Annotated in this window: 21 protein-coding genes; 18 read left to right on the forward strand and 3 right to left on the reverse strand. The window is 69.7% G+C overall.

Going from position 1 to position 19,006, the window contains the following annotated elements:
- Window positions 1-84 precede the first annotated feature (84 nt).
- From secY to truA, 10 genes are all read left to right on the forward strand, one after another.
- A complete protein-coding gene (secY, locus tag QWM81_RS12280; protein WP_290111859.1) occupies window positions 85-1,404 on the forward strand; it encodes a preprotein translocase subunit SecY in 1,320 nt (439 codons plus the stop codon).
- The gene (locus QWM81_RS12285) at window positions 1,404-2,063 is read left to right on the forward strand and encodes an adenylate kinase (RefSeq protein ID WP_290111860.1); all 660 of its coding nucleotides are present in this window, start codon (window positions 1,404-1,406) and stop codon (window positions 2,061-2,063) included. Before secY ends, QWM81_RS12285 begins: the two co-directional genes overlap by 1 nt.
- Window positions 2,064-2,211: 148 nt before the next feature.
- Window positions 2,212-3,048, forward strand: a complete 837-nt coding sequence (gene map, locus QWM81_RS12290; RefSeq protein WP_290111861.1) for a type I methionyl aminopeptidase — start codon at window positions 2,212-2,214, stop codon at window positions 3,046-3,048.
- A 140-nt stretch (window positions 3,049-3,188) separates the two neighbouring features.
- Complete coding sequence (gene infA / locus QWM81_RS12295) at window positions 3,189-3,410, forward strand: translation initiation factor IF-1 (RefSeq protein WP_003956442.1); 222 nt, start codon at window positions 3,189-3,191, stop codon at window positions 3,408-3,410.
- Window positions 3,411-3,467: 57 nt separating this feature from the next.
- Window positions 3,468-3,581 carry a 50S ribosomal protein L36 gene (gene rpmJ / locus QWM81_RS12300; RefSeq protein WP_003956441.1) on the forward strand — a complete coding sequence of 38 codons (114 nt, stop codon included), beginning with the start codon at window positions 3,468-3,470 and terminating at the stop codon, window positions 3,579-3,581.
- A 180-nt stretch (window positions 3,582-3,761) separates the two neighbouring features.
- Window positions 3,762-4,142, forward strand: coding sequence for a 30S ribosomal protein S13 (gene rpsM, locus QWM81_RS12305; RefSeq protein WP_290111862.1), 381 nt, complete (start codon window positions 3,762-3,764; stop codon window positions 4,140-4,142).
- A 65-nt stretch (window positions 4,143-4,207) separates the two neighbouring features.
- Window positions 4,208-4,612 (forward strand): 30S ribosomal protein S11, encoded by a 405-nt coding sequence (gene rpsK, locus QWM81_RS12310; protein ID WP_003956432.1) that lies wholly within the window; start codon window positions 4,208-4,210, stop codon window positions 4,610-4,612.
- Window positions 4,613-4,759: 147 nt separating this feature from the next.
- On the forward strand, window positions 4,760-5,782 hold the full coding sequence (locus tag QWM81_RS12315) for a DNA-directed RNA polymerase subunit alpha (protein WP_003956430.1): 1,023 nt from the start codon (window positions 4,760-4,762) through the stop codon (window positions 5,780-5,782).
- An 80-nt stretch (window positions 5,783-5,862) separates the two neighbouring features.
- The gene (rplQ, locus tag QWM81_RS12320) at window positions 5,863-6,375 is read left to right on the forward strand and encodes a 50S ribosomal protein L17 (protein WP_290111863.1); all 513 of its coding nucleotides are present in this window, start codon (window positions 5,863-5,865) and stop codon (window positions 6,373-6,375) included.
- Window positions 6,376-6,481: 106 nt separating this feature from the next.
- On the forward strand, window positions 6,482-7,339 hold the full coding sequence (gene truA, locus QWM81_RS12325) for a tRNA pseudouridine(38-40) synthase TruA (RefSeq protein ID WP_290111864.1): 858 nt from the start codon (window positions 6,482-6,484) through the stop codon (window positions 7,337-7,339).
- On the opposite strand, the gene QWM81_RS12330 is transcribed toward truA, so the two are convergent.
- A complete protein-coding gene (locus QWM81_RS12330) occupies window positions 7,310-8,167 on the reverse strand; it encodes a hypothetical protein (RefSeq protein ID WP_290111865.1) in 858 nt (285 codons plus the stop codon). The genes truA and QWM81_RS12330 overlap by 30 nt on opposite strands.
- Window positions 8,168-8,223: 56 nt before the next feature.
- Between QWM81_RS12330 and QWM81_RS12335 the strand changes: the two genes are divergently transcribed.
- From QWM81_RS12335 to glmM, 4 genes are all read left to right on the forward strand, one after another.
- Complete coding sequence (locus tag QWM81_RS12335; protein ID WP_290111866.1) at window positions 8,224-9,876, forward strand: ABC-F family ATP-binding cassette domain-containing protein; 1,653 nt, start codon at window positions 8,224-8,226, stop codon at window positions 9,874-9,876.
- Between the two features lie 328 nt (window positions 9,877-10,204).
- Window positions 10,205-10,648, forward strand: coding sequence for a 50S ribosomal protein L13 (gene rplM, locus QWM81_RS12340; protein WP_290111867.1), 444 nt, complete (start codon window positions 10,205-10,207; stop codon window positions 10,646-10,648).
- 41 nt (window positions 10,649-10,689) lie between these two features.
- A complete protein-coding gene (gene rpsI, locus QWM81_RS12345) occupies window positions 10,690-11,208 on the forward strand; it encodes a 30S ribosomal protein S9 (protein ID WP_290111868.1) in 519 nt (172 codons plus the stop codon).
- 115 nt (window positions 11,209-11,323) lie between these two features.
- A complete protein-coding gene (glmM, locus tag QWM81_RS12350) occupies window positions 11,324-12,682 on the forward strand; it encodes a phosphoglucosamine mutase (RefSeq protein WP_290111869.1) in 1,359 nt (452 codons plus the stop codon).
- Window positions 12,683-12,744: 62 nt separating this feature from the next.
- Here the strand turns inward: glmM and QWM81_RS12355 are convergent, their stop codons facing one another.
- Together QWM81_RS12355 and coaA are read right to left on the reverse strand one after the other, a co-directional pair.
- Window positions 12,745-13,683: a DUF389 domain-containing protein gene (locus QWM81_RS12355; RefSeq protein WP_290111870.1), complete on the reverse strand. Its 939-nt coding sequence runs from the start codon at window positions 13,681-13,683 to the stop codon at window positions 12,745-12,747.
- Window positions 13,684-13,711: 28 nt separating this feature from the next.
- Window positions 13,712-14,716 carry a type I pantothenate kinase gene (gene coaA / locus QWM81_RS12360; protein WP_435372359.1) on the reverse strand — a complete coding sequence of 335 codons (1,005 nt, stop codon included), beginning with the start codon at window positions 14,714-14,716 and terminating at the stop codon, window positions 13,712-13,714.
- 169 nt (window positions 14,717-14,885) lie between these two features.
- On the opposite strand from coaA, the gene QWM81_RS12365 reads away from it, so the two are divergent.
- The 4 genes from QWM81_RS12365 to QWM81_RS12380 all read left to right on the forward strand — a co-directional run bounded on the left by QWM81_RS12365 (window position 14,886) and on the right by QWM81_RS12380 (window position 19,003).
- Window positions 14,886-15,893 carry an ATP-binding cassette domain-containing protein gene (locus QWM81_RS12365; RefSeq protein ID WP_290111872.1) on the forward strand — a complete coding sequence of 336 codons (1,008 nt, stop codon included), beginning with the start codon at window positions 14,886-14,888 and terminating at the stop codon, window positions 15,891-15,893.
- Entirely contained in the window at window positions 15,890-16,699 is an 810-nt protein-coding gene (locus QWM81_RS12370; RefSeq protein WP_290111873.1) for an ABC transporter permease, read from the forward strand. The genes QWM81_RS12365 and QWM81_RS12370 overlap by 4 nt, the downstream gene beginning before the upstream one ends.
- A gap of 91 nt (window positions 16,700-16,790) precedes the next feature.
- Complete coding sequence (gene glmS / locus QWM81_RS12375) at window positions 16,791-18,638, forward strand: glutamine--fructose-6-phosphate transaminase (isomerizing) (protein ID WP_290111874.1); 1,848 nt, start codon at window positions 16,791-16,793, stop codon at window positions 18,636-18,638.
- A complete protein-coding gene (locus QWM81_RS12380) occupies window positions 18,635-19,003 on the forward strand; it encodes a holo-ACP synthase (protein ID WP_290111875.1) in 369 nt (122 codons plus the stop codon). The genes glmS and QWM81_RS12380 overlap by 4 nt, the downstream gene beginning before the upstream one ends.
- The last annotated feature ends 3 nt before the right edge of the window (window positions 19,004-19,006 follow it).

Consider the following 19,006-nt stretch of genomic DNA (forward strand, 5'->3'; position numbering starts at 1 on the left):
TGACTGACCACTTGACTTATACGTATTCGTCGATCCTCAAGACCGTCACCTCTGACGCATAGCGCGGGGGTCGCAGGAGGCACCGTGCTCACCGCGTTCGCCCGGGCGTTCAAGACGCCCGACCTGCGCAAGAAGCTGCTCTTCACGCTCGGCATCATCGTGCTGTACCGGCTGGGGGCCCACATCCCCGTTCCCGGTGTCAGCTACGAGGCGGTGCAGGCGTGTGTGGACCAGGCCAAGCAGGGCAACAACAGCCTGTTCGGCCTCGTGAACATGTTCAGTGGCGGGGCGCTGCTACAGGTCACGATCTTCGCGCTCGGCATCATGCCGTACATCACGGCGAGCATCATCCTGCAGTTGCTGACCGTGGTCATCCCGCGGCTGGAAGCCCTCAAGAAGGAGGGGCAGGCCGGCCAGGCGAAGATCACCCAGTACACCCGGTACCTCACGGTCGCCCTGGCGATCCTCCAGGGCACCGGTCTCGTGGCCACCGCCCGCACCGGCGCGCTGTTCAGCGGCTGCCGCGTCGCGGACCAGGTCGTGCCCGACCAGTCGATCTTCGTCACCGTCGTCATGGTCATCACCATGACCGCGGGTACGGCGCTCGTGATGTGGCTCGGTGAGCTCATCACCGACCGCGGCATCGGCAACGGCATGTCGATCCTGATGTTCATCTCGATCGCGGCCGGCTTCCCGGGCGCGCTGTGGGCCATCAAGGAGAGCGGCAACCTCGCCGGGGGCTGGATCGAGTTCGGCACGGTCATCCTGATCGGCTTCGTGATGGTCGGCCTCGTCGTCTTCGTCGAGCAGGCCCAGCGCCGCATCCCGGTGCAGTACGCGAAGCGCATGATCGGCCGCAGGTCGTACGGCGGTACGTCCACGTACATCCCGCTCAAGGTGAACCAGGCGGGTGTGATTCCCGTCATCTTCGCCTCGTCGCTGCTCTACATCCCGGCGTTGATCGCGCAGTTCTCGAGCTCCACCGCAGGCTGGAAGACCTGGATCGAAGCGCACTTCGTGAAGGGTGACCACCCGTACTACATCACCGTGTACTTCCTGTTGATCGTGTTCTTCGCCTTCTTCTACGTGGCGATCTCGTTCAACCCCGAGGAAGTCGCGGACAACATGAAGAAGTATGGTGGCTTCATCCCGGGTATCCGGGCTGGTCGACCTACTGCTGAGTACTTGAGCTACGTGCTCAACCGGATCACTTGGCCGGGCTCGCTGTATCTGGGTCTGATCGCTCTTGTGCCGACGATGGCGTTGGCGGGCTTCGGTGGTGCGAACCAGAACTTCCCGTTCGGCGGGACGAGCATCCTGATCATCGTGGGTGTGGGTCTGGAGACCGTGAAGCAGATCGAGAGCCAGCTCCAGCAGCGCAATTACGAAGGGTTCCTCCGCTGATGCGAATCGTCCTCGTCGGACCGCCCGGTGCCGGCAAGGGAACGCAGGCCGCGTTCCTCGCCAAGAACCTGTCGATTCCGCACATCTCCACGGGTGACCTGTTCCGCGCCAACATCAGCCAGGGCACGGAGCTGGGCAAGCAGGCCAAGGCGTACATGGACGCGGGCAACCTCGTACCCGACGAGGTCACCATCGGCATGGCCAAGGACCGCATGGAGCAGCCGGACGCCGAGCGCGGCTTCCTGCTGGACGGTTTCCCGCGCAATGTGGCCCAGGCGGAGGCGCTGGACGCCATGCTGGAGGCCGAGGGCATGCAGCTGGACGCGGTGCTGGACCTGGAGGTTCCCGAGGACGAGGTCGTCAAGCGGATCGCGGGCCGCCGCATCTGCCGCAACGACAGCGCGCACGTCTTCCACGTGACGTACTCGAAGCCGAAGACCGAGGGTGTCTGCGACATCTGCGGCGGCGAGCTGTACCAGCGCGAGGACGACTCCGAGGAGACCGTGCGCAAGCGGCTGGAGGTCTACCACACGCAGACCGAGCCGATCATCGACCACTACAAGGGCCAGGGCCTGGTGGTCACCATCTCCGCGCTCGGCAAGGTCAGTGACGTGACCGAGCGGGCGATGGAAGCGCTGCGGGGCGAGAGAGCCGCGTAGTTCTCCCTGTTGTGGCGTGTCTCGGCCGCGGTGCCCTTCGGTGGGCGCCGCGGCCGATGTCGTACGGCCGTATCGTGGTGGGGTGTGCGGGGTCGCCCCGTTCTCTCTTTGTCTTCTTTGTCGTTCGTTTGGAAAGGCGTCAGCCGGCATGGTGCAGATCAAGACTCCCGAGCAGATCGCGAAGATGCGCGAGGCGGGGCTGGTCGTCGCCGCCATCCACGCGGCGACGCGCGAGGCGGCCGTGCCCGGGGCCACGACGAAGGACCTCGACGAGGTCGCGCGGAAGGTGCTCGCCGAGCACGGCGCGAAGTCGAACTTCCTGGGGTACGGGGGGTTCCCCGCGACCATCTGCACCTCCGTGAACGAGGTCGTCGTTCACGGCATCCCCAGCGATGAGGTCGTCCTCAACGACGGCGACGTCATCTCCATCGACTGCGGCGCGGTCGTGGACGGCTGGCACGGGGACGCGGCGTACACGGCGTTCGTGGGGTCGGGGCACGCCCCGGAGCTGATCGAGCTCTCCCGGGTGACCGAGGAGTCGATGTGGCACGGCATCGCCGCGATGAGGAACGGCAACCGGCTGGTGGACATCTCGCGGGCCATCGAGACCTACATCCGCCGCCAGCCGAAGCCGGGCGGCGGCAAGTACGGGATCATCGAGGAGTACGGCGGCCACGGCATCGGTACCGAGATGCACATGGACCCGCACCTGCTGAACTACGTCTCGCGCAAGCGCGGCAAGGGGCCGAAGCTGGTGCCCGGCTTCTGCCTGGCGATCGAGCCGATGGTCTCGCTGGGTACGCCACTGACGGAGGTCCTGGAGGACGAGTGGACCGTCATCACGACGGACGGTACGTGGTCCTCGCACTGGGAGCACTCGGTCGCCCTGACCGAGCAGGGCCCGCTGGTCCTGACGGCGCCGGACGGCGGCAAGGCCAAGCTCGCCGAGCTCGGGATCACGGCGGCGCCGGATCCGCTGGGGTAAGGATCTAGTGGAGTGGGCAAGCTCTTCGGATTCGTCTTTTCCGAGGGGCTGGCGTAGACTGATGCGTCGGCTCTCGTGTACCCGTGTGTCCTCATACGGGGGCGAGAGTCGATCAAGGTAGCCGATTCGAAGGGCGAAGCGTGGCCAAGAAGCAAGGTGCCATCGAAATTGAGGGCACCGTGATCGAGTCCCTGCCGAACGCCATGTTCAAGGTAGAGCTCCAGAACGGTCACAAAGTCCTCGCGCACATCTCCGGCAAGATGCGGATGCACTACATCCGTATCCTCCCGGACGACAGGGTCGTCGTGGAGCTGTCTCCGTACGACCTGACGCGTGGGCGGATCGTCTACCGATACAAGTAGATCTTGTCGCGCCCCACCTGTGGGGCGGTGGCACTGACCCGGAGAACCTCACATCCCATGAAGGTCAAGCCGAGCGTCAAGAAGATCTGCGACAAGTGCAAGGTGATCCGCCGCCACGGCCGGGTCATGGTCATCTGCGACAACCTGCGCCACAAGCAGCGCCAGGGCTGACGCACGCCGACCTGCACCTCGCAGTTCTTCGCGCGACGCGAGCAATCCGTACATACGCAGTGCCCGCCGGGCCCCATGGGCTGGCGGTACCTCCGGCGGGGGCCGGGGACCCGGAACGTACCTCGTACGGCGGCCGGGAACGGCACTGCGGAAGACCCCCGATCACACAGGAGCCATTGAATGGCACGCGTTTCCGGTGTTGACATCCCGCGCGACAAGCGCGTGGAGGTCGCACTCACCTACGTCTTCGGCATCGGCCGCACCCTGGCGAAGGAGACCCTCGCCTCCACCGGTGTGAACCCGAACACCCGCGTTCGTGACCTGTCCGAGGAGGACCTGGTCAAGATCCGCGAGTACGTGGACAACAACATCAAGACCGAGGGTGACCTCCGTCGCGAGATCCAGGCCGACATCCGCCGCAAGGTCGAGATCGGCACGTACCAGGGTCTGCGTCACCGTCGTGGCCTGCCGGTCCGCGGTCAGCGCACCAGCACGAACGCTCGTACCCGCAAGGGCCCGCGTCGCGCCATCGCCGGCAAGAAGAAGCCGGGCAAGAAGTAGTCCGCAGCGGACGACTGTCCACGGTCTTCGCTGTAGGACCGACCACCTCCCGTAGGAGTTAAGACATGCCCCCCAAGGGTCGTCAGGGCGCTGCCAAGAAGGTGCGCCGCAAGGAAAAGAAGAACGTCGCTCACGGCCACGCGCACATCAAGAGCACGTTCAACAACACCATCGTCTCGATCACCGACCCCTCGGGCAACGTGATCTCCTGGGCCTCCGCCGGCCACGTCGGCTTCAAGGGCTCGCGCAAGTCCACCCCCTTCGCCGCGCAGATGGCCGCCGAGTCGGCCGCCCGCCGCGCGCAGGAGCACGGCATGCGCAAGGTCGACGTCTTCGTCAAGGGCCCGGGCTCGGGTCGTGAGACGGCGATCCGTTCGCTCCAGGCCACCGGTCTTGAGGTCGGCTCCATCCAGGACGTCACCCCCACGCCCCACAATGGCTGCCGCCCGCCCAAGCGCCGCCGCGTCTGACGCACGGCTGCTTGTCTTGTGAGGTTCCGGGCGGTACGGCTCTTCGGGGGCGTGCCGCCCGTACCCTTGCTGAGTAACAGCATCGGGCTGCCGCCCGGTGTCCGAGGACGTCAAATAGCGGGCGTCCACGACTGAAGGAAACACACCATGCTTATCGCTCAGCGCCCCTCGCTGACCGAAGAGGTCGTTGACGAGTACCGCTCGCGGTTCGTCATCGAGCCCCTGGAGCCGGGCTTCGGCTACACGCTCGGCAACTCGCTTCGCCGGACTCTTCTCTCCTCGATCCCGGGTGCGGCGGTCACGTCCATCCGCATCGACGGTGTCCTGCACGAGTTCACCACCGTGCCGGGCGTCAAGGAAGACGTCACCGACCTCATCCTCAACATCAAGCAGCTGGTCGTGTCGAGCGAGCACGACGAGCCGGTCGTGATGTACCTGCGCAAGCAGGGCCCCGGTCTGGTCACCGCGGCCGACATCGCCCCGCCGGCCGGTGTCGAGGTGCACAACCCCGACCTGGTGCTCGCCACGCTGAACGGCAAGGGCAAGCTGGAGATGGAGCTGACCGTCGAGCGCGGTCGCGGCTACGTCTCCGCCGTGCAGAACAAGCAGGTGGGTCAGGAGATCGGCCGCATCCCGGTCGACTCGATCTACTCGCCGGTCCTCAAGGTCACGTACAAGGTCGAGGCGACGCGTGTCGAGCAGCGCACCGACTTCGACAAGCTGATCGTCGACGTCGAGACCAAGCAGGCCATGCGTCCGCGTGACGCCATGGCGTCGGCCGGTAAGACCCTGGTCGAGCTGTTCGGTCTGGCGCGCGAGCTCAACATCGACGCCGAGGGCATCGACATGGGCCCGTCCCCGACCGATGCCGCGCTGGCCGCCGATCTGGCCCTGCCGATCGAGGAGCTGGAGCTCACCGTTCGTTCGTACAACTGCCTCAAGCGCGAGGGCATCCACTCCGTGGGTGAGCTCGTGGCGCGCTCCGAGGCCGACCTGCTCGACATCCGCAACTTCGGTGCGAAGTCGATCGACGAGGTCAAGGCGAAGCTGGCCGGCATGGGCCTGGCCCTCAAGGACAGCCCGCCCGGATTCGACCCGACCGCCGCCGCCGACGCCTTCGGCGCCGACGACGACGCGGACGCCGGTTTCGTCGAGACCGAGCAGTACTGATCACTGCCCGTAGGCGTCCGCCTGCGGGGCCCTGACACCGGTACCTGATACGGCCGGTGCAGATCACAAGGAGAAACACCATGCCGAAGCCCGCCAAGGGTGCCCGTCTGGGCGGCAGCGCCGCGCACGAGAAGCTGCTTCTCGCGAACCTCGCGAAGTCGCTGTTCGAGCACGGCCGCATCACCACGACCGAGGCCAAGGCCCGCCGCCTGCGTCCGGTCGCCGAGCGCCTGATCACCAAGGCGAAGAAGGGCGACATCCACAACCGTCGCCTGGTGCTGCAGACGATCACGGACAAGGGCATCGTCCACACGCTCTTCACCGAGATCGCCCCGCGCTACGCCGAGCGCCCCGGTGGTTACACCCGCATCACCAAGATCGGCAACCGTCGTGGCGACAACGCCCCGATGGCTGTGATCGAGCTGGTCGAGGGTGAGATCGCCAAGAAGGCGACCGTCGCCGAGGCCGAGGCCGCGACCAAGCGCGCGGTCAAGGAGGCCGATGAGGCCAACGCCAAGGCCGACGAGGCGAAGGCCGACGAGGCGGAGGCCAAGGCTGACGAGGCCAAGGCCGACGAGTCCAAGGACGCCTGAACCGCGTTCTGAAGGCTCTGGAGGCTTCTGAAGGCTGACGGACGGGTCCGCTCCCTCACGGGGGCGGGCCCGTTCCGCGTTGTACTGCTCTGAGAGGATCTGTCGCGTGAGCGATGAGGTGAAGCCCGGCTTCGTACGGGTGCGGCTGGACCTGTCGTACGACGGCAAGGACTTCCACGGCTGGGCCAAGCAGGCGGGCGGGCAGCGGACCGTGCAGGGCGAGATCGAGGACGCGCTGCGTACGGTGACGCGGTCGTCCGAGACGTACGAGCTGACCGTGGCCGGGCGGACCGACGCGGGCGTCCACGCGCGCGGGCAGGTCGCGCACGTCGACCTGCCGCAGGCCCTGTGGGCCGAGCACCGGGACAAGCTGCTGCGGCGGCTGGCCGGGCGCCTCGCGCACGACGTGCGGATCTGGCGGGTCGAGGAGGCCCCGCCGGGGTTCAACGCGCGGTTCTCGGCGATCTGGCGGCGGTACGCGTACCGGGTCACCGACAACCCCGGTGGCGTCGACCCGCTGCTGCGCGGGCACGTGCTGTGGCACGACTGGCCGCTGGACGTGGACGCCATGAACGCGGCCGCCGAGCGACTGGTGGGCGAGCACGACTTCGCGGCGTACTGCAAGCGGCGGGACGGGGCGACGACCATCCGTACGCTCCAGGAGCTGCGGTGGGAGCGGCTGCCCGGCGGGGTGCTGGAGGCGACCGTGCGCGCGGACGCCTTCTGCCACAACATGGTGCGCTCGCTGGTGGGCGCGCTGCTGTTCGTCGGGGACGGGCACCGGCCGGTGGACTGGCCGGGCAAGGTGCTCGCGGCGGGCGTGCGGGACTCGGCCGTCCATGTCGTACGGCCGCACGGGCTCACCCTGGAGGAAGTCGGCTACCCGGCCGACACGCTGCTGGCCGCCAGGAACCTGGAGGCCCGCAACAAGCGGTCACTGAGCGGGCGCGGCGGCTGCTGCTGACGCCTGGAGGCGGCCGCGGGCGTAGATCTGGTTGAAGGCGAACGTGCCGAGGTCGTCGCTGGTCTTGAAGACACTCCCGTCGGCCTTGGTCACCTTCTTCCCGCTGGTGTAGCCCGCCTGGGTGAAGTAGGCGTACCGGCCCAGGGAGTTGGCGCGGCGCAGGCAGACCGTGTTGGCGCGGCAGAAGTCGCCGACGCCGGAACCGGCGAGCGGGGCGATGCCGCCGCTGGACTCCTCCTTCGCGCCGACCGCCGCGGCCTGGGTGCCGAACACCGCCACGCCGACGGTGATGGCGACGCCGTCCCTCTCGTACGTGGCCCGGATCAGCCGCTCGCAGCCGTGCTTGGCCAGCACCGCGCCGAGGCCGCCCTGGGTGACCGCCGCGCAGTCGGTGGTGGAGGCGGTGGCGCCCTTGCGGTAGACGCGGTCGCCCATGGTGAGCCTCTTGCCGGGGAAGAGGGATTCGGCGCTGAGGGGGGCCGTGTCCTTCTCGGCACTGGAGATGAAGTCCATCGGGTTCGGCGGCGGCGGGGGCGCGACCGACGAGAACGACGGCTGGGGCTTGGAGGTGTCCGTCGGCAGCTCGGGGGCGGTGCTGGTCTTGTCCGAGGCGGTGGTGCTGTCGGCGCCCCCGTTGGCGGAAACGATCGCGACCGCGATCACCGTGCCCACGGCGGCCGTGGCGAGCGCCGCGCCGCCGATCACCAGCCAGCGCTTACGGCGGGTACGGGCGGCGGCCGCCTCGGCGAGGGCGCTCCAGTCCGGGGTCTCGGACGCGTACGGCTGCTGGTGTGGCTCGTGCTGCCACGGGGGTCCCCCAAAGCTCATGCCGCGCATCCTAAACCGGTTGGGGAAGGGCCGGGATCGCGGTGACAATGCACCCCATGGGTCATGTAGAGGTCGCGCATCTGGAGTACTACCTGCCGGACGGGCGCGTGCTGCTCGGTGACGTGTCGTTCCGGGTGGGCGAGGGCGCGGTCGTGGCGCTCGTGGGCGCGAACGGGGCCGGTAAGACGACGCTGCTCCGGCTGATCGCGGGGGAGCTCCAGCCGCACGGCGGCACGGTCACCGTCTCGGGCGGGCTGGGGGTGATGCCGCAGTTCGTCGGGTCGGTGCGCGACGAGCGCTCCGTGCGGGACCTGCTGGTGTCGGTCGCACCGGCCCCGATCCGGCAGGCGGCGGCCGCGGTGGACGCCGCCGAGCACCTGATCCTCACGGTGGACGACGAGGCCGCGCAGATGGCGTACGCGCAGGCGCTGAGCGACTGGGCGGAGGTACGGGGGTACGAGGCCGAGACCGGCTGGGACATGTGCACCACGGCCGCGCTGGGCGTGCCGTACGACACGGCGCGGTTCCGGGAGGTACGGACGCTCAGCGGTGGCGAGCAGAAGCGGCTGGTGCTGGAGGCGCTGCTGCGCGGCCCGGAGGAGGTCCTGCTCCTCGACGAGCCGGACAACTATCTGGACGTCCCCGGCAAGCGGTGGCTGGAGCAGCGGCTCGGGGAGACCCGTAAGACCGTGTTGTTCGTCTCACACGACCGGGAGCTGCTGGCGCGGGCCGCGCAGAAGATCGTCGCCGTGGAGCCCGGGCCGGCCGGGTCGGACGTGTGGGTGCACGGGGGCGGCTTCGACACGTTCCACGAGGCGCGCCGGGAGCGGTTCGCCCGGTTCGAGGAGCTGAAGCGGCGCTGGGAGGAGAAGCACGCCCAGCTCAAACGGCTGGTGATCAATCTGCGGCAGGCGGCGGCGGTCAGCCATGAGATGGCGTCGCGGTACGCGGCGGCCCAGACGCGGCTGCGGAAGTTCGAGGAGGCGGGACCGCCGCCGGAGCCGCCGCGTGAGCAGGACATCCGGATGCGGCTGAGGGGCGGGCGGACCGGGGTGCGGGCGGTGACCTGCGCCTCGCTCGAGCTGACGGGGCTGATGAAGCCGTTCTCGCTGGAGGTGTTCTACGGGGAGCGGGTGGCGGTCCTCGGGTCGAACGGGTCGGGGAAGTCCCACTTCCTGCGGCTCCTGGCGGGGGAGGACGTGGCTCACACGGGCACGTGGAAGCTGGGCGCGCGGGTGGTGCCCGGGCACTTCGCCCAGACCCACGCCCATCCCGAGCTGCTCGGACGCACGCTCGTCGACATCCTGTGGACCGAGCACGCCAAGGACCGGGGCGCGGCGATGTCCGCGCTGCGGCGCTACGAGCTGGAGCGGCAGGGCGACCAGGTCTTCGACCGGCTGTCGGGCGGGCAGCAGGCCCGGTTCCAGATCCTGCTGCTCGAGCTGGCGGGCACCACCGCGCTGCTGCTGGACGAGCCGACGGACAACCTGGACCTGGAGTCGGCGGAGGCCCTCCAGGTGGGGCTGGAGGCGTACGAGGGGACGGTGCTGGCCGTCACGCACGACCGCTGGTTCGCCCGCTCCTTCGACCGGTACCTGGTGTTCGGCTCCGACGGGGTCGTCCGGGAGACGCCGGAGCCCGTGTGGGACGAGCGCCGGGTGGTGAGGGTACCTCCCGTGCCCGAAGGGCTACGGGGGAGGGCGCGGTAGGAGCGTTTCCCCTGCTCCGCCCCCTGGCGGAAGGCGCCCGGCGCGCTCTCGGGGGAGGCCCGAGGGCGACGGTGCCGCGCGCTGTTTTGACCCATCCGGGGCACGCGGCGTATTCTTCTGGTTCGTTATGCGTATTGGCTTGCTCGTTCTCACGTGAGAGGCCGTTACGCCGGTCCACCGGGCCGATGACCAGCGACTGGCACTCGGGTTGCGTCCCCGACGTGCCGTCAAGGCTGTCGTGATCGTCCGGGTGGCCTGTCCGGACCCTTCCCCTCGGCCCTAGCGGTCCTGGGGAGACCCCATCACTGAAGAAGCGAAGGCAACGACCGTGCGTACGTATAGCCCCAAGCCCGGCGATGTGACGCGCCAGTGGCACATCATCGACGCGCAGGACATCGTCCTGGGCCGTCTGGCGACCACCGCCGCCACCCTTCTGCGGGGCAAGCACAAGCCGATCTATGCGCCGCACGTCGACGCTGGTGACTTCGTCATCATCATCAACGCCGACAAGGTGCATCTGTCCGGCAACAAGCGGACCCAGAAGATGGCCTACCGCCACTCCGGCTACCCGGGTGGTCTGCGTTCCGTCCGCTACGACGAGCTGCTCGCCAAGAGCCCCGAGAAGGCCGTGGAGAAGGCCGTCAAGGGCATGCTCCCGAAGAACACCCTCGGCCGTCAGATGCTCTCGAAGCTGAAGGTCTACGCGGGCGAGAACCACCCGCACGCTGCTCAGCAGCCGGTCCCGTTCGAGATCACCCAGGTCGCGCAGTAAGTCCGGCCACCCCCTAAGACGAAAAGAATCTGAGGAGCATCGTGGCCGAGACCACTGTTGAGAACCCCATCGAGGGCGAGGAGACCTACGCCGAGGTCACCACCTTCGAGTCCGAGACCCCCGTCGAGGGCGAGTACACCTCCGAGTCGATGGCGTCCCGCTTCGGCGACCCGCAGCCGGCCGCCGGCCTGGGCCGCCGCAAGAACGCCATTGCCCGCGTCCGGATCGTTCCGGGCACCGGCAAGTGGAAGATCAACGGTCGCACCCTTGAGGACTACTTCCCGAACAAGGTGCACCAGCAGGAAGTCAACGAGCCCTTCAAGGTGCTCGAACTCGACAACCGCTACGACGTCATCGCCCGCATCTCGGGTGGCGGCGTCTCCGGCCAGGCCGGCGCCCTGCGCCTCGGCGTGGCCCGCGCGCTGAACGAGGCGGACGTGGACAACAACCGCGGCCCGCTGAAGAAGGCCGGCTTCCTGAGCCGCGACGACCGTGCCGTCGAGCGCAAGAAGGCCGGTCTGAAGAAGGCCCGCAAGGCCCCGCAGTACAGCAAGCGCTAATCCGCCTGCTCGGTCTGCTTCGTACGTACGCCCCGGCGGCACCTCTCGTGCTGCCGGGGCGTCCGTCTTTCTTCACTCTTCACCTCGCTTTCTCGGAGTAATTCGGAGGACAACTGTGGGACGACTCTTCGGCACGGACGGTGTGCGCGGTGTCGCCAACGCGGATCTGACGGCGGAGCTGGCGCTCGGCCTGTCGGTCGCGGCGGCGCATGTGCTCGCCGAGGCGGGGACCTTCGAAGGGCATCGGCCGACCGCCGTGGTCGGGCGGGACCCGCGTGCGTCGGGAGAGTTCCTGGAGGCCGCCGTCGTGGCCGGTCTCGCCAGCGCGGGCGTGGACGTCATGCGGGTGGGCGTGCTCCCCACGCCCGCCGTCGCGTACCTCACCGGTGCGCTCGGCGCCGACCTGGGCGTGATGCTCTCCGCGAGCCACAACGCCATGCCCGACAACGGCATCAAGTTCTTCGCGCGCGGCGGCCACAAGCTGGCCGACGAGCTGGAGGACCGTATCGAGGCGCTGTACGACCAGCACCGCACCGGTGAGCCGTGGGACCGGCCGACCGGCGCCGGGGTCGGCCGGGTGGCCGACTACCACGAGGGCTTCGACCAGTACGTGGCGCACCTGCTGAGCGTCCTGCCGAACCGGCTCGACGGGCTGAAGATCGTCCTCGACGAGGCGCACGGCGCCGCGTCCGGCGTGTCACCCGCCGCGTTCCAGCAGGCCGGGGCCGAGGTCATCACCATCGGCGCCACCCCGGACGGGCTCAACATCAACGACGGCTGCGGCTCCACACACCTGGAGATGCTGAAGGCCGCCGTCCTCGAACACGGCGCGGACCTGGGTATCGCGCACGACGGGGACGCCGACCGGTGCCTGGCCGTGGACCACACCGGTGCCGAGGTCGACGGGGACCAGATCCTCGCCGTCCTCGCGCTCGCCATGCGGGAAGCCGGGACGCTGCGCGGCGACACGGTCGTCGCCACCGTCATGTCCAACCTGGGCTTCAAGCTCGCCATGGAGCGCGAGGGCGTCCAGCTGGTCCAGACGGCCGTCGGTGACCGGTACGTACTGGAGTCGATGAAGGAGCACGGGTACGCGCTCGGCGGCGAGCAGTCCGGGCACGTCATCGTCCTCGACCACGCCACCACCGGTGACGGCACCCTGACCGGTCTGCTGCTGGCGGCGCGCGTCGCGGCCACCGGGCGGCCGCTGGCCGAGCTGGCCCGGGTCATGGAGCGGCTGCCGCAGGTGCTCATCAACGTCAAGGACGTCGACAAGTCGCGGGTGAAGACCTCCGCCGAGCTGGGCACCGCCGTCGCGGACGCCGAGCGCCGGCTGGGCACCACCGGTCGCGTACTGCTGCGTCCCTCGGGCACGGAGCCGCTGGTGCGGGTGATGGTCGAGGCCGCGGACATCGAGCAGGCGCGCGCGGTCGCGGGCGAGCTCGCGGACGTCGTGAAGGCCGCGCTGGGCTGACCACTGACGTGAAGGGGCGCCCCACCGGTTGCCGGTGGGGCGCCCCTTTCGCGTACGTACGGTCAGGCGTGCTGCGTACGGCGGCGCTGCCGCGCCCAGAAGAACTTCTGCGTCAGCAGCGTCAGCGTCCCGGCCAGCACGATCGCCAGCAGGTTCAGCAGCAGTTGCTCGACGGAGCCCTTCGTCTGGCCCAGGTCTCCGTAGCCGAGGGCCACGGCCGCGTTGGCCGCCGCCGGGACGGTGGTGACCGAGATGGCCACCCCGACCAGGGCACCGGACTTCGCGGAGGTGAGCGACAGCGTGCCGGCCGCGCCCGCGAGCAGGCCGACGACGAACGAGAACCAGTCCGGGGCGTAGATGAACCCGGTGTTGGGGCGGTCGCCGTGCAGCATGGTGGGACTGAACTGGCCGGCGGCGTCCATGGCCAGGCTGAACAGCACCGTCAGCGCGATGGCCGCCGCGAAGCCCACGACGAGGGCGACCAGCGACCGTACGGCCAGGCGCGGCCGCCGCTGCACCAGCGCCGTACAGATGCCGGCCAGCGGACCGAACTCCGGCCCCACCGCCATGGCGCCCACGATCAGGATGGCGTTGTCCAGCACCACACCGCAGGCCGCGATCATCGTGGCCAGCGTCAGGAACGCCACATAGGTGACGCTGAGCGTCGACTCCTCGTGCGTGGCCTCCTGGAGCTGCTCCCACAGCACCGCGTCCTGGCCCTCACCCGGCGCGTCGCGCTCCGCCTTCGCCGCGTGCTCGGAGAGCGACAGGGTGATGTCCTCGACGGCGATCGAGCCTGACCTGTCGATGCCGAGAGCGCACAGGTCGGAGAGCAGCTCGTCGCCCGCCTCCCGGGCCACGTCGCACAGGACCAGGTCACCGGCCGGGTCGCGGGCCGCGCCGGGGATGACGGCGACATGGGTCGTGCCGACCGTCTTCTCGATCGTGCGGACCACCTCGTCGGTGCGGTCGGCCGGGACGATCAGGCGCAGGTGCAGCACGGGTCGGGGTCCCCCTTCGAAAGTGCGCTCAGAGTTTGCGCAGCGAGAGGCGCTGGACCTTGTGGTCCGGGCCCTTGCGTACGACGAGGGTGGCACGTCCGCGGGTCGGCGCGACGTTCTCCAGCAGATTCACCTTGTTGATCGTCCGCCACATCGTACGGGCGTAGTCGAGTGCCTCCTCCTCGCTGACCTGGGTGTACTTCTGGAAGTACGAGGAGGGGTTCTGGAAGGCGGTCGCGCGCAGCTTGCGGAAACGATTCAGGTACCAGGCCTCGATGTCCTCCGGGCGCGCGTCGACGTACACGGAGAAGTCGAAGTAGTCGGCCAGGCCGACGCGGGTGCGGCCGTCCTTGCCGGGCAGCGCGGGCTGGAGGACGTTGAGGCCCTCGACGATCAGGATGTCCGGGCGGCGGACCGTGAGCTGCCTGCCGGGGACGATGTCGTAGATGAGGTGGGAGTAGACGGGCGCGGTGACCTCGTCCTTCCCGGCCTTGATGTCGGCGACGAACCGGGTCAGCGCGCGCCGGTCGTACGACTCGGGGAAGCCCTTGCGCGACATCAGGCCCCGCTCCTTGAGCTCCTTCATCGGCAGCAGGAACCCATCGGTGGTGACCAGTTCGACGCGCGGGTGTTCCGGCCAGCGGGCGAGCAGCGCCTGGAGGAGACGGGCGACGGTGGACTTGCCGACCGCGACCGAGCCGGCGACCCCTATGACGAACGGGGTGCCGCGCTGGGAGCTCCGCTCGCCGACGTCGCCGAGGAAGGTGTTCAGCGCGCCGCGCAGGTTGGCGGTGGCGCCGACGTAGAGGTTGAGGAGGCGGGAGAGCGGGAGGTAGATGTCGCGGACCTCGTCGAGGTCGATGACGTCGCCGAGACCGCGGAGCCGTTCGACCTCGTCGGCGGTGAGGGGCAGCGGGGTCTTGTCCCGCAGCGCGCTCCACTCCTCCCGGGTGAGGTCGACGTACGGCGTGGCCTCCGCGCGGCGGTGGGCGGCGGCGGCGCTTCGTGGCGGCGAAGTGATCACACAGGCCATTGTCGGTCGTGCGGGGGCGGTGTGGGGCGTGTGGTCGGTCACGGTCGCGGTGCCGGTCATGGGCCGGCCCGGACCGGAATGTCAGTGGCGTGCGTCACAGTTGTGGGAAGGGTGGGCGCCGGGGCCGCGGCGTTCGCGCGGTACGAGCCGAGCCGAGGGGACGAGTCCCATGACGTACGCGATCCAGGCGGAAGGCCTGGTCAAACGGTTCAAGGAGACCCGGGCGCTGGACGGGGTGGACTTGGCCGCCCGCACCGGGACGGTGCTGGGGCTGCTGGGGCCCAACGGGGCCGGCAAGACCACCGCGGTACGGATCTTCGCCACGCTGCTCCAGCCGGACGCGGGCCGGGCGATGGTCGCGGGCCACGACGTGGTGCGGGAGGCGGGTTTGGTGCGCTCCCTGGTGGGGCTGACCGGGCAGTACGCGGCGGTGGACGAGAACCTCACGGGCACGGAGAACCTGCTGCTGATCGGGCGGCTGCTGGGCATACCGCGCCGCGAGGCCAGGGCGCGGGCGGCGGAGCTGCTGGAGCGGTTCGGGCTGACCGACGCGGCGGGGCGCGCGGTGAAGACGTACTCGGGCGGGATGCGGCGCAGGCTGGATCTGGCGGCCAGCCTGATCGGGCGGCCCCGGATCCTGTTCCTCGACGAGCCGACGACCGGCCTGGACCCGCGCAGCCGCGGTGAGCTGTGGGACATGCTGCGCGGCCTGGTCGCCGAGGGCGTGACCGCCCTGCTCACCACGCAGTACCTGAACGAGGCCGACACGCTCGCCGACGACATCGTGGTGATCGACAAGGGCCGGGTCATCGCCGAGGGCACGCCCGACGAGCTGAAGTCCCAGGTGGGCGGCCAGGTGCTGCAACTGCGGACGGTACGGCCCGGTGACCTGGCGGAGGCCCACGCCCTGGTGGCGCAGGCGGCCGGCCGGCAGACGCAGATCGAGGGTGACGTGATCACCGCGCCGGTGAACGACCCGGAGCTGATGCCCGCCGTCGTACGGCGGCTCGACGGGGCCGGGATAGCGATCGGCGAGCTGGCCCTGCGCCGCTCGTCCCTGGACGAGGTGTTCCTGGCGCTGACCGGGCACCGCGCCGAACCGGAAACCGGCCGGGAGGACGACGCGGCGCCCGAGCCGGACGACAGCGACATCGAGAAGGTGGTGAGCTCGGCATGACCGCCACGACGATCGGTACGCCCCTGACCGCGAGCGGCCGGGTACGGCCGGGCGCGGGCCTGCGGCAGACCGCCACCATGGCGTGGCGCAGCCTGGTGGCCGTCAAGCACAACCCGCTGGAGCTGGTCGACTACAGCATCACGCCCATCATGTTCGTGTTCCTCTTCACGTATGTACTGGGCGGGCAGATGGCCGGGTCGCCCGAGGCGTACCTGAAGTACGCGCTGCCCGGGATCATCGTCCAGAACACGCTCTTCATGACCATCTACACGGCGATGGCCCTCAACACCGACCTCACCAAGGGGGTGTTCGACCGGCTGCGGAGCCTGCCGATAGCCCGGTCGGCGCCGCTGATCGGCCGGATCACCGCCGACCTGGCCAAGCACCTGTGGGCGATGCTGCTGATGATCGGCCTCGGCCTGGCGCTGGGCTTCCGCGTCACCGGCGGCCTGGGCGGGTTCCTGGTCGGCGCGCTGCTGCTCATCGTCTTCGCGGCCGCCGTGTCGTGGTGCGCGGTGCTCGTCGGGATGCTGGCGGGCGACGCGGAGAAGGTGCAGGTCTTCGGCTTCACCCTGATCTTCCCCCTCACGTTCACCTCCAGCGCGTTCGTCGTGGTCGACACGATGCCCGGCTGGCTCCAGGCCTGGGTGGACGTGAACCCGGTGACGCAGCTGTCGGACGCCTTCCGCGGTCTGCTGCTGGGCGGCGAGGTGGGGCGGCCGCTGCTGTGGTCGCTGGTCTGGGCGGCGGGCATAGCCCTGGTGTTCTACCCGACGGCCATGCGGGCGTACCGGGCGAAGGCGTGATCCGGGGCGGCGCTCCGGGACCGTGACGGGCTGTCCGGATCGTGGTGGGGCGTCGGGACGCTGACGGGGCGCCGGTCGTAGGCTGCTCGCCATGTGCGGAATCGTGGGGTACGTCGGCGGGCAGTCGGCGCTTGATGTGGTGATCGCGGGCCTCAAGCGGCTCGAGTACCGGGGCTACGACTCGGCCGGTGTCGCGGTGCTCGCGGACGGCTCGATGGCCGCGGCGAAGAAGGCGGGCAAGCTCGTCAACCTGGAGAAGGAACTGGTCAGCCGGCCGCTGCCCACCGGGTCCGCCGGCATCGGGCACACCCGGTGGGCGACGCACGGCGGGCCGACCGACGCCAACGCGCACCCGCACCTGGACAACGCCGGGCGGGTCGCCGTCGTCCACAACGGCATCATCGAGAACTTCGCGGCGCTGCGGGCCGAGCTGTCCGGCCGGGGGCACACGCTGGAGTCCGAGACGGACACCGAGGTCGTCTCGCACCTGCTGGCCGAGTCGTTCTCGTCCTGCGGCGACCTGGCCGAGTCGATGCGGATGGTGTGCCGGCGGCTGGAGGGCGCGTTCACGCTGGTCGCCGTGCACGCCGACGAGCCCGACGTGGTGGTGGGTGCGCGGCGGAACTCACCGCTGGTGGTGGGGATCGGCGAGGGCGAGGCGTTCCTCGCGTCGGACGTGGCGGCGTTCATCGCCCACACCCGGTCCGCGATCGAGCTCGGCCAGGACCAGGTGGTGGAGCTGCGCCGGGACGGTGTGACGGTCACCGACTTCGAGGGGGCGCCCGCCGAGGTGCGGTCCTACCACGTCGACTGGGACGCCTCGGCGGCCGAGAAGGGCGGCTACGACTACTTCATGCTGAAGGAGATCGCCGAGCAGCCCAAGGCCGTCGCCGACACGCTCCTGGGCCGCATCGACGCCGGCGGCTCGCTGACGCTGGACGAGCTGCGCATCCCCGACGCGGTGCTGCGCGAGGCCCACAAGGTGGTCGTGGTGGCGTGCGGGACCGCGTTCCACGCGGGGCTGATCGCCAAGTACGCCATCGAGCACTGGACCCGCATCCCGTGCGAGGTGGAACTGGCGAGCGAGTTCCGCTACCGGGACCCGATCCTGGACCACCGGACGCTGGTGATCGCGATCTCGCAGTCCGGCGAGACCATGGACACCCTGATGGCGCTGCGGCACGCCCGCGAGCAGGGCGCGCGGGTGCTGGCGGTGTGCAACACCAACGGCTCGACGATCCCGCGCGAGTCGGACGGCGTGCTGTACACCCACGCGGGCCCCGAGGTGGCGGTCGCCTCCACCAAGGCGTTCCTGACGCAGCTGGTGGCGGTGTACCTGCTCGCCCTGTACCTGGGGCAGGTGCGCGGCACCAAGTGGGGCGACGAGATCCGGGCGGTCGTCAAGGACCTGGCCAGGATCGCGGAGGACGTCGAGCGCGTCCTGGAGACCATGGAGCCGGTACGCGAGCTGGCGCGCTCGCTCGCGGACAAGGACACCGTGCTGTTCCTGGGCCGGCACGTGGGCTACCCGGTGGCCCTGGAGGGCGCGCTGAAGCTCAAGGAGCTCGCGTACATGCACGCGGAGGGCTTCGCCGCCGGTGAGCTCAAGCACGGCCCGATCGCGCTGATCGAGCAGGACCTGCCGGTGGTCGTCGTGGTGCCGTCGCCGCGCGGCCGGTCGGTGCTGCACGACAAGATCGTGTCCAACATCCAGGAGATCCGGGCCCGCGGCGCTCGGACCATCGTGATCGCGGAGGAGGGGGACGAGGCCGTCGTGCCGTACGCGGACCACCTGATCCGTATCCCGGCCACGCCGGTGCTGCTCCAGCCGATGGTGTCGACGGTGCCGTTGCAGGTCTTCGCGTGCGAGCTGGCCACGGCGCGCGGCAACGAGGTGGACCAGCCGAGGAACCTGGCGAAGTCGGTCACGGTCGAATGATCATCGGGGTGGGGATCGACGTCGCGGAGATCGACCGGTTCGCGGCGGCGATGCGGCGTACGCCGCACATGGCGGAACGGCTGTTCCTGGACAGCGAGTTGCTCCTGCCCAGCGGGGAGCGGCGCGGGATCGCGTCGCTCGCCGCCCGGTTCGCGGCGAAGGAGGCCATCGCCAAGGCGCTGGGCGCGCCGGCCGGCCTGCACTGGACGGACGCCGAGGTGTACGTCGAGGACAGCGGCCGGCCACGGCTGCGGGTGCGCGGCACGGTCGCGGCGCGCGCGGCCGAGCTGGGCGTGCGGCACTGGCATGTGTCGCTCAGTCACGACGCGGGGGTGGCGTCGGCCGTGGTGATCGCGGAGGGTTGACCG

Origin of the sequence: Streptomyces ficellus (assembly GCF_030406405.1) — a bacterium.
Lineage (GTDB): Bacteria > Actinomycetota > Actinomycetes > Streptomycetales > Streptomycetaceae > Streptomyces > Streptomyces ficellus_B.

Bases quoted from the DNA above. Each gene is read 5' to 3' on its own strand.
- QWM81_RS12285 (WP_290111860.1), top strand. From the start codon at position 1,404: ATGCGAATCGTCCTCGTCGGACCGCCCGGTGCCGGCAAGGGAACGCAG.
- map (WP_290111861.1), top strand. From the start codon at position 2,212: ATGGTGCAGATCAAGACTCCCGAGCAGATCGCGAAGATGCGCGAGGCG.
- rpmJ (WP_003956441.1), top strand. From the start codon at position 3,468: ATGAAGGTCAAGCCGAGCGTCAAGAAGATCTGCGACAAGTGCAAGGTG.
- rpsM (WP_290111862.1), top strand. From the start codon at position 3,762: ATGGCACGCGTTTCCGGTGTTGACATCCCGCGCGACAAGCGCGTGGAG.
- rpsK (WP_003956432.1), top strand. From the start codon at position 4,208: ATGCCCCCCAAGGGTCGTCAGGGCGCTGCCAAGAAGGTGCGCCGCAAG.
- QWM81_RS12315 (WP_003956430.1), top strand. From the start codon at position 4,760: ATGCTTATCGCTCAGCGCCCCTCGCTGACCGAAGAGGTCGTTGACGAG.
- rplQ (WP_290111863.1), top strand. From the start codon at position 5,863: ATGCCGAAGCCCGCCAAGGGTGCCCGTCTGGGCGGCAGCGCCGCGCAC.
- QWM81_RS12330 (WP_290111865.1), bottom strand. From the start codon at position 8,167: ATGAGCTTTGGGGGACCCCCGTGGCAGCACGAGCCACACCAGCAGCCG.
- QWM81_RS12335 (WP_290111866.1), top strand. From the start codon at position 8,224: ATGGGTCATGTAGAGGTCGCGCATCTGGAGTACTACCTGCCGGACGGG.
- coaA (WP_435372359.1), bottom strand. From the start codon at position 14,716: ATGGCCTGTGTGATCACTTCGCCGCCACGAAGCGCCGCCGCCGCCCAC.
- QWM81_RS12365 (WP_290111872.1), top strand. From the start codon at position 14,886: ATGACGTACGCGATCCAGGCGGAAGGCCTGGTCAAACGGTTCAAGGAG.
- QWM81_RS12370 (WP_290111873.1), top strand. From the start codon at position 15,890: ATGACCGCCACGACGATCGGTACGCCCCTGACCGCGAGCGGCCGGGTA.
- glmS (WP_290111874.1), top strand. From the start codon at position 16,791: ATGTGCGGAATCGTGGGGTACGTCGGCGGGCAGTCGGCGCTTGATGTG.
- QWM81_RS12380 (WP_290111875.1), top strand. From the start codon at position 18,635: ATGATCATCGGGGTGGGGATCGACGTCGCGGAGATCGACCGGTTCGCG.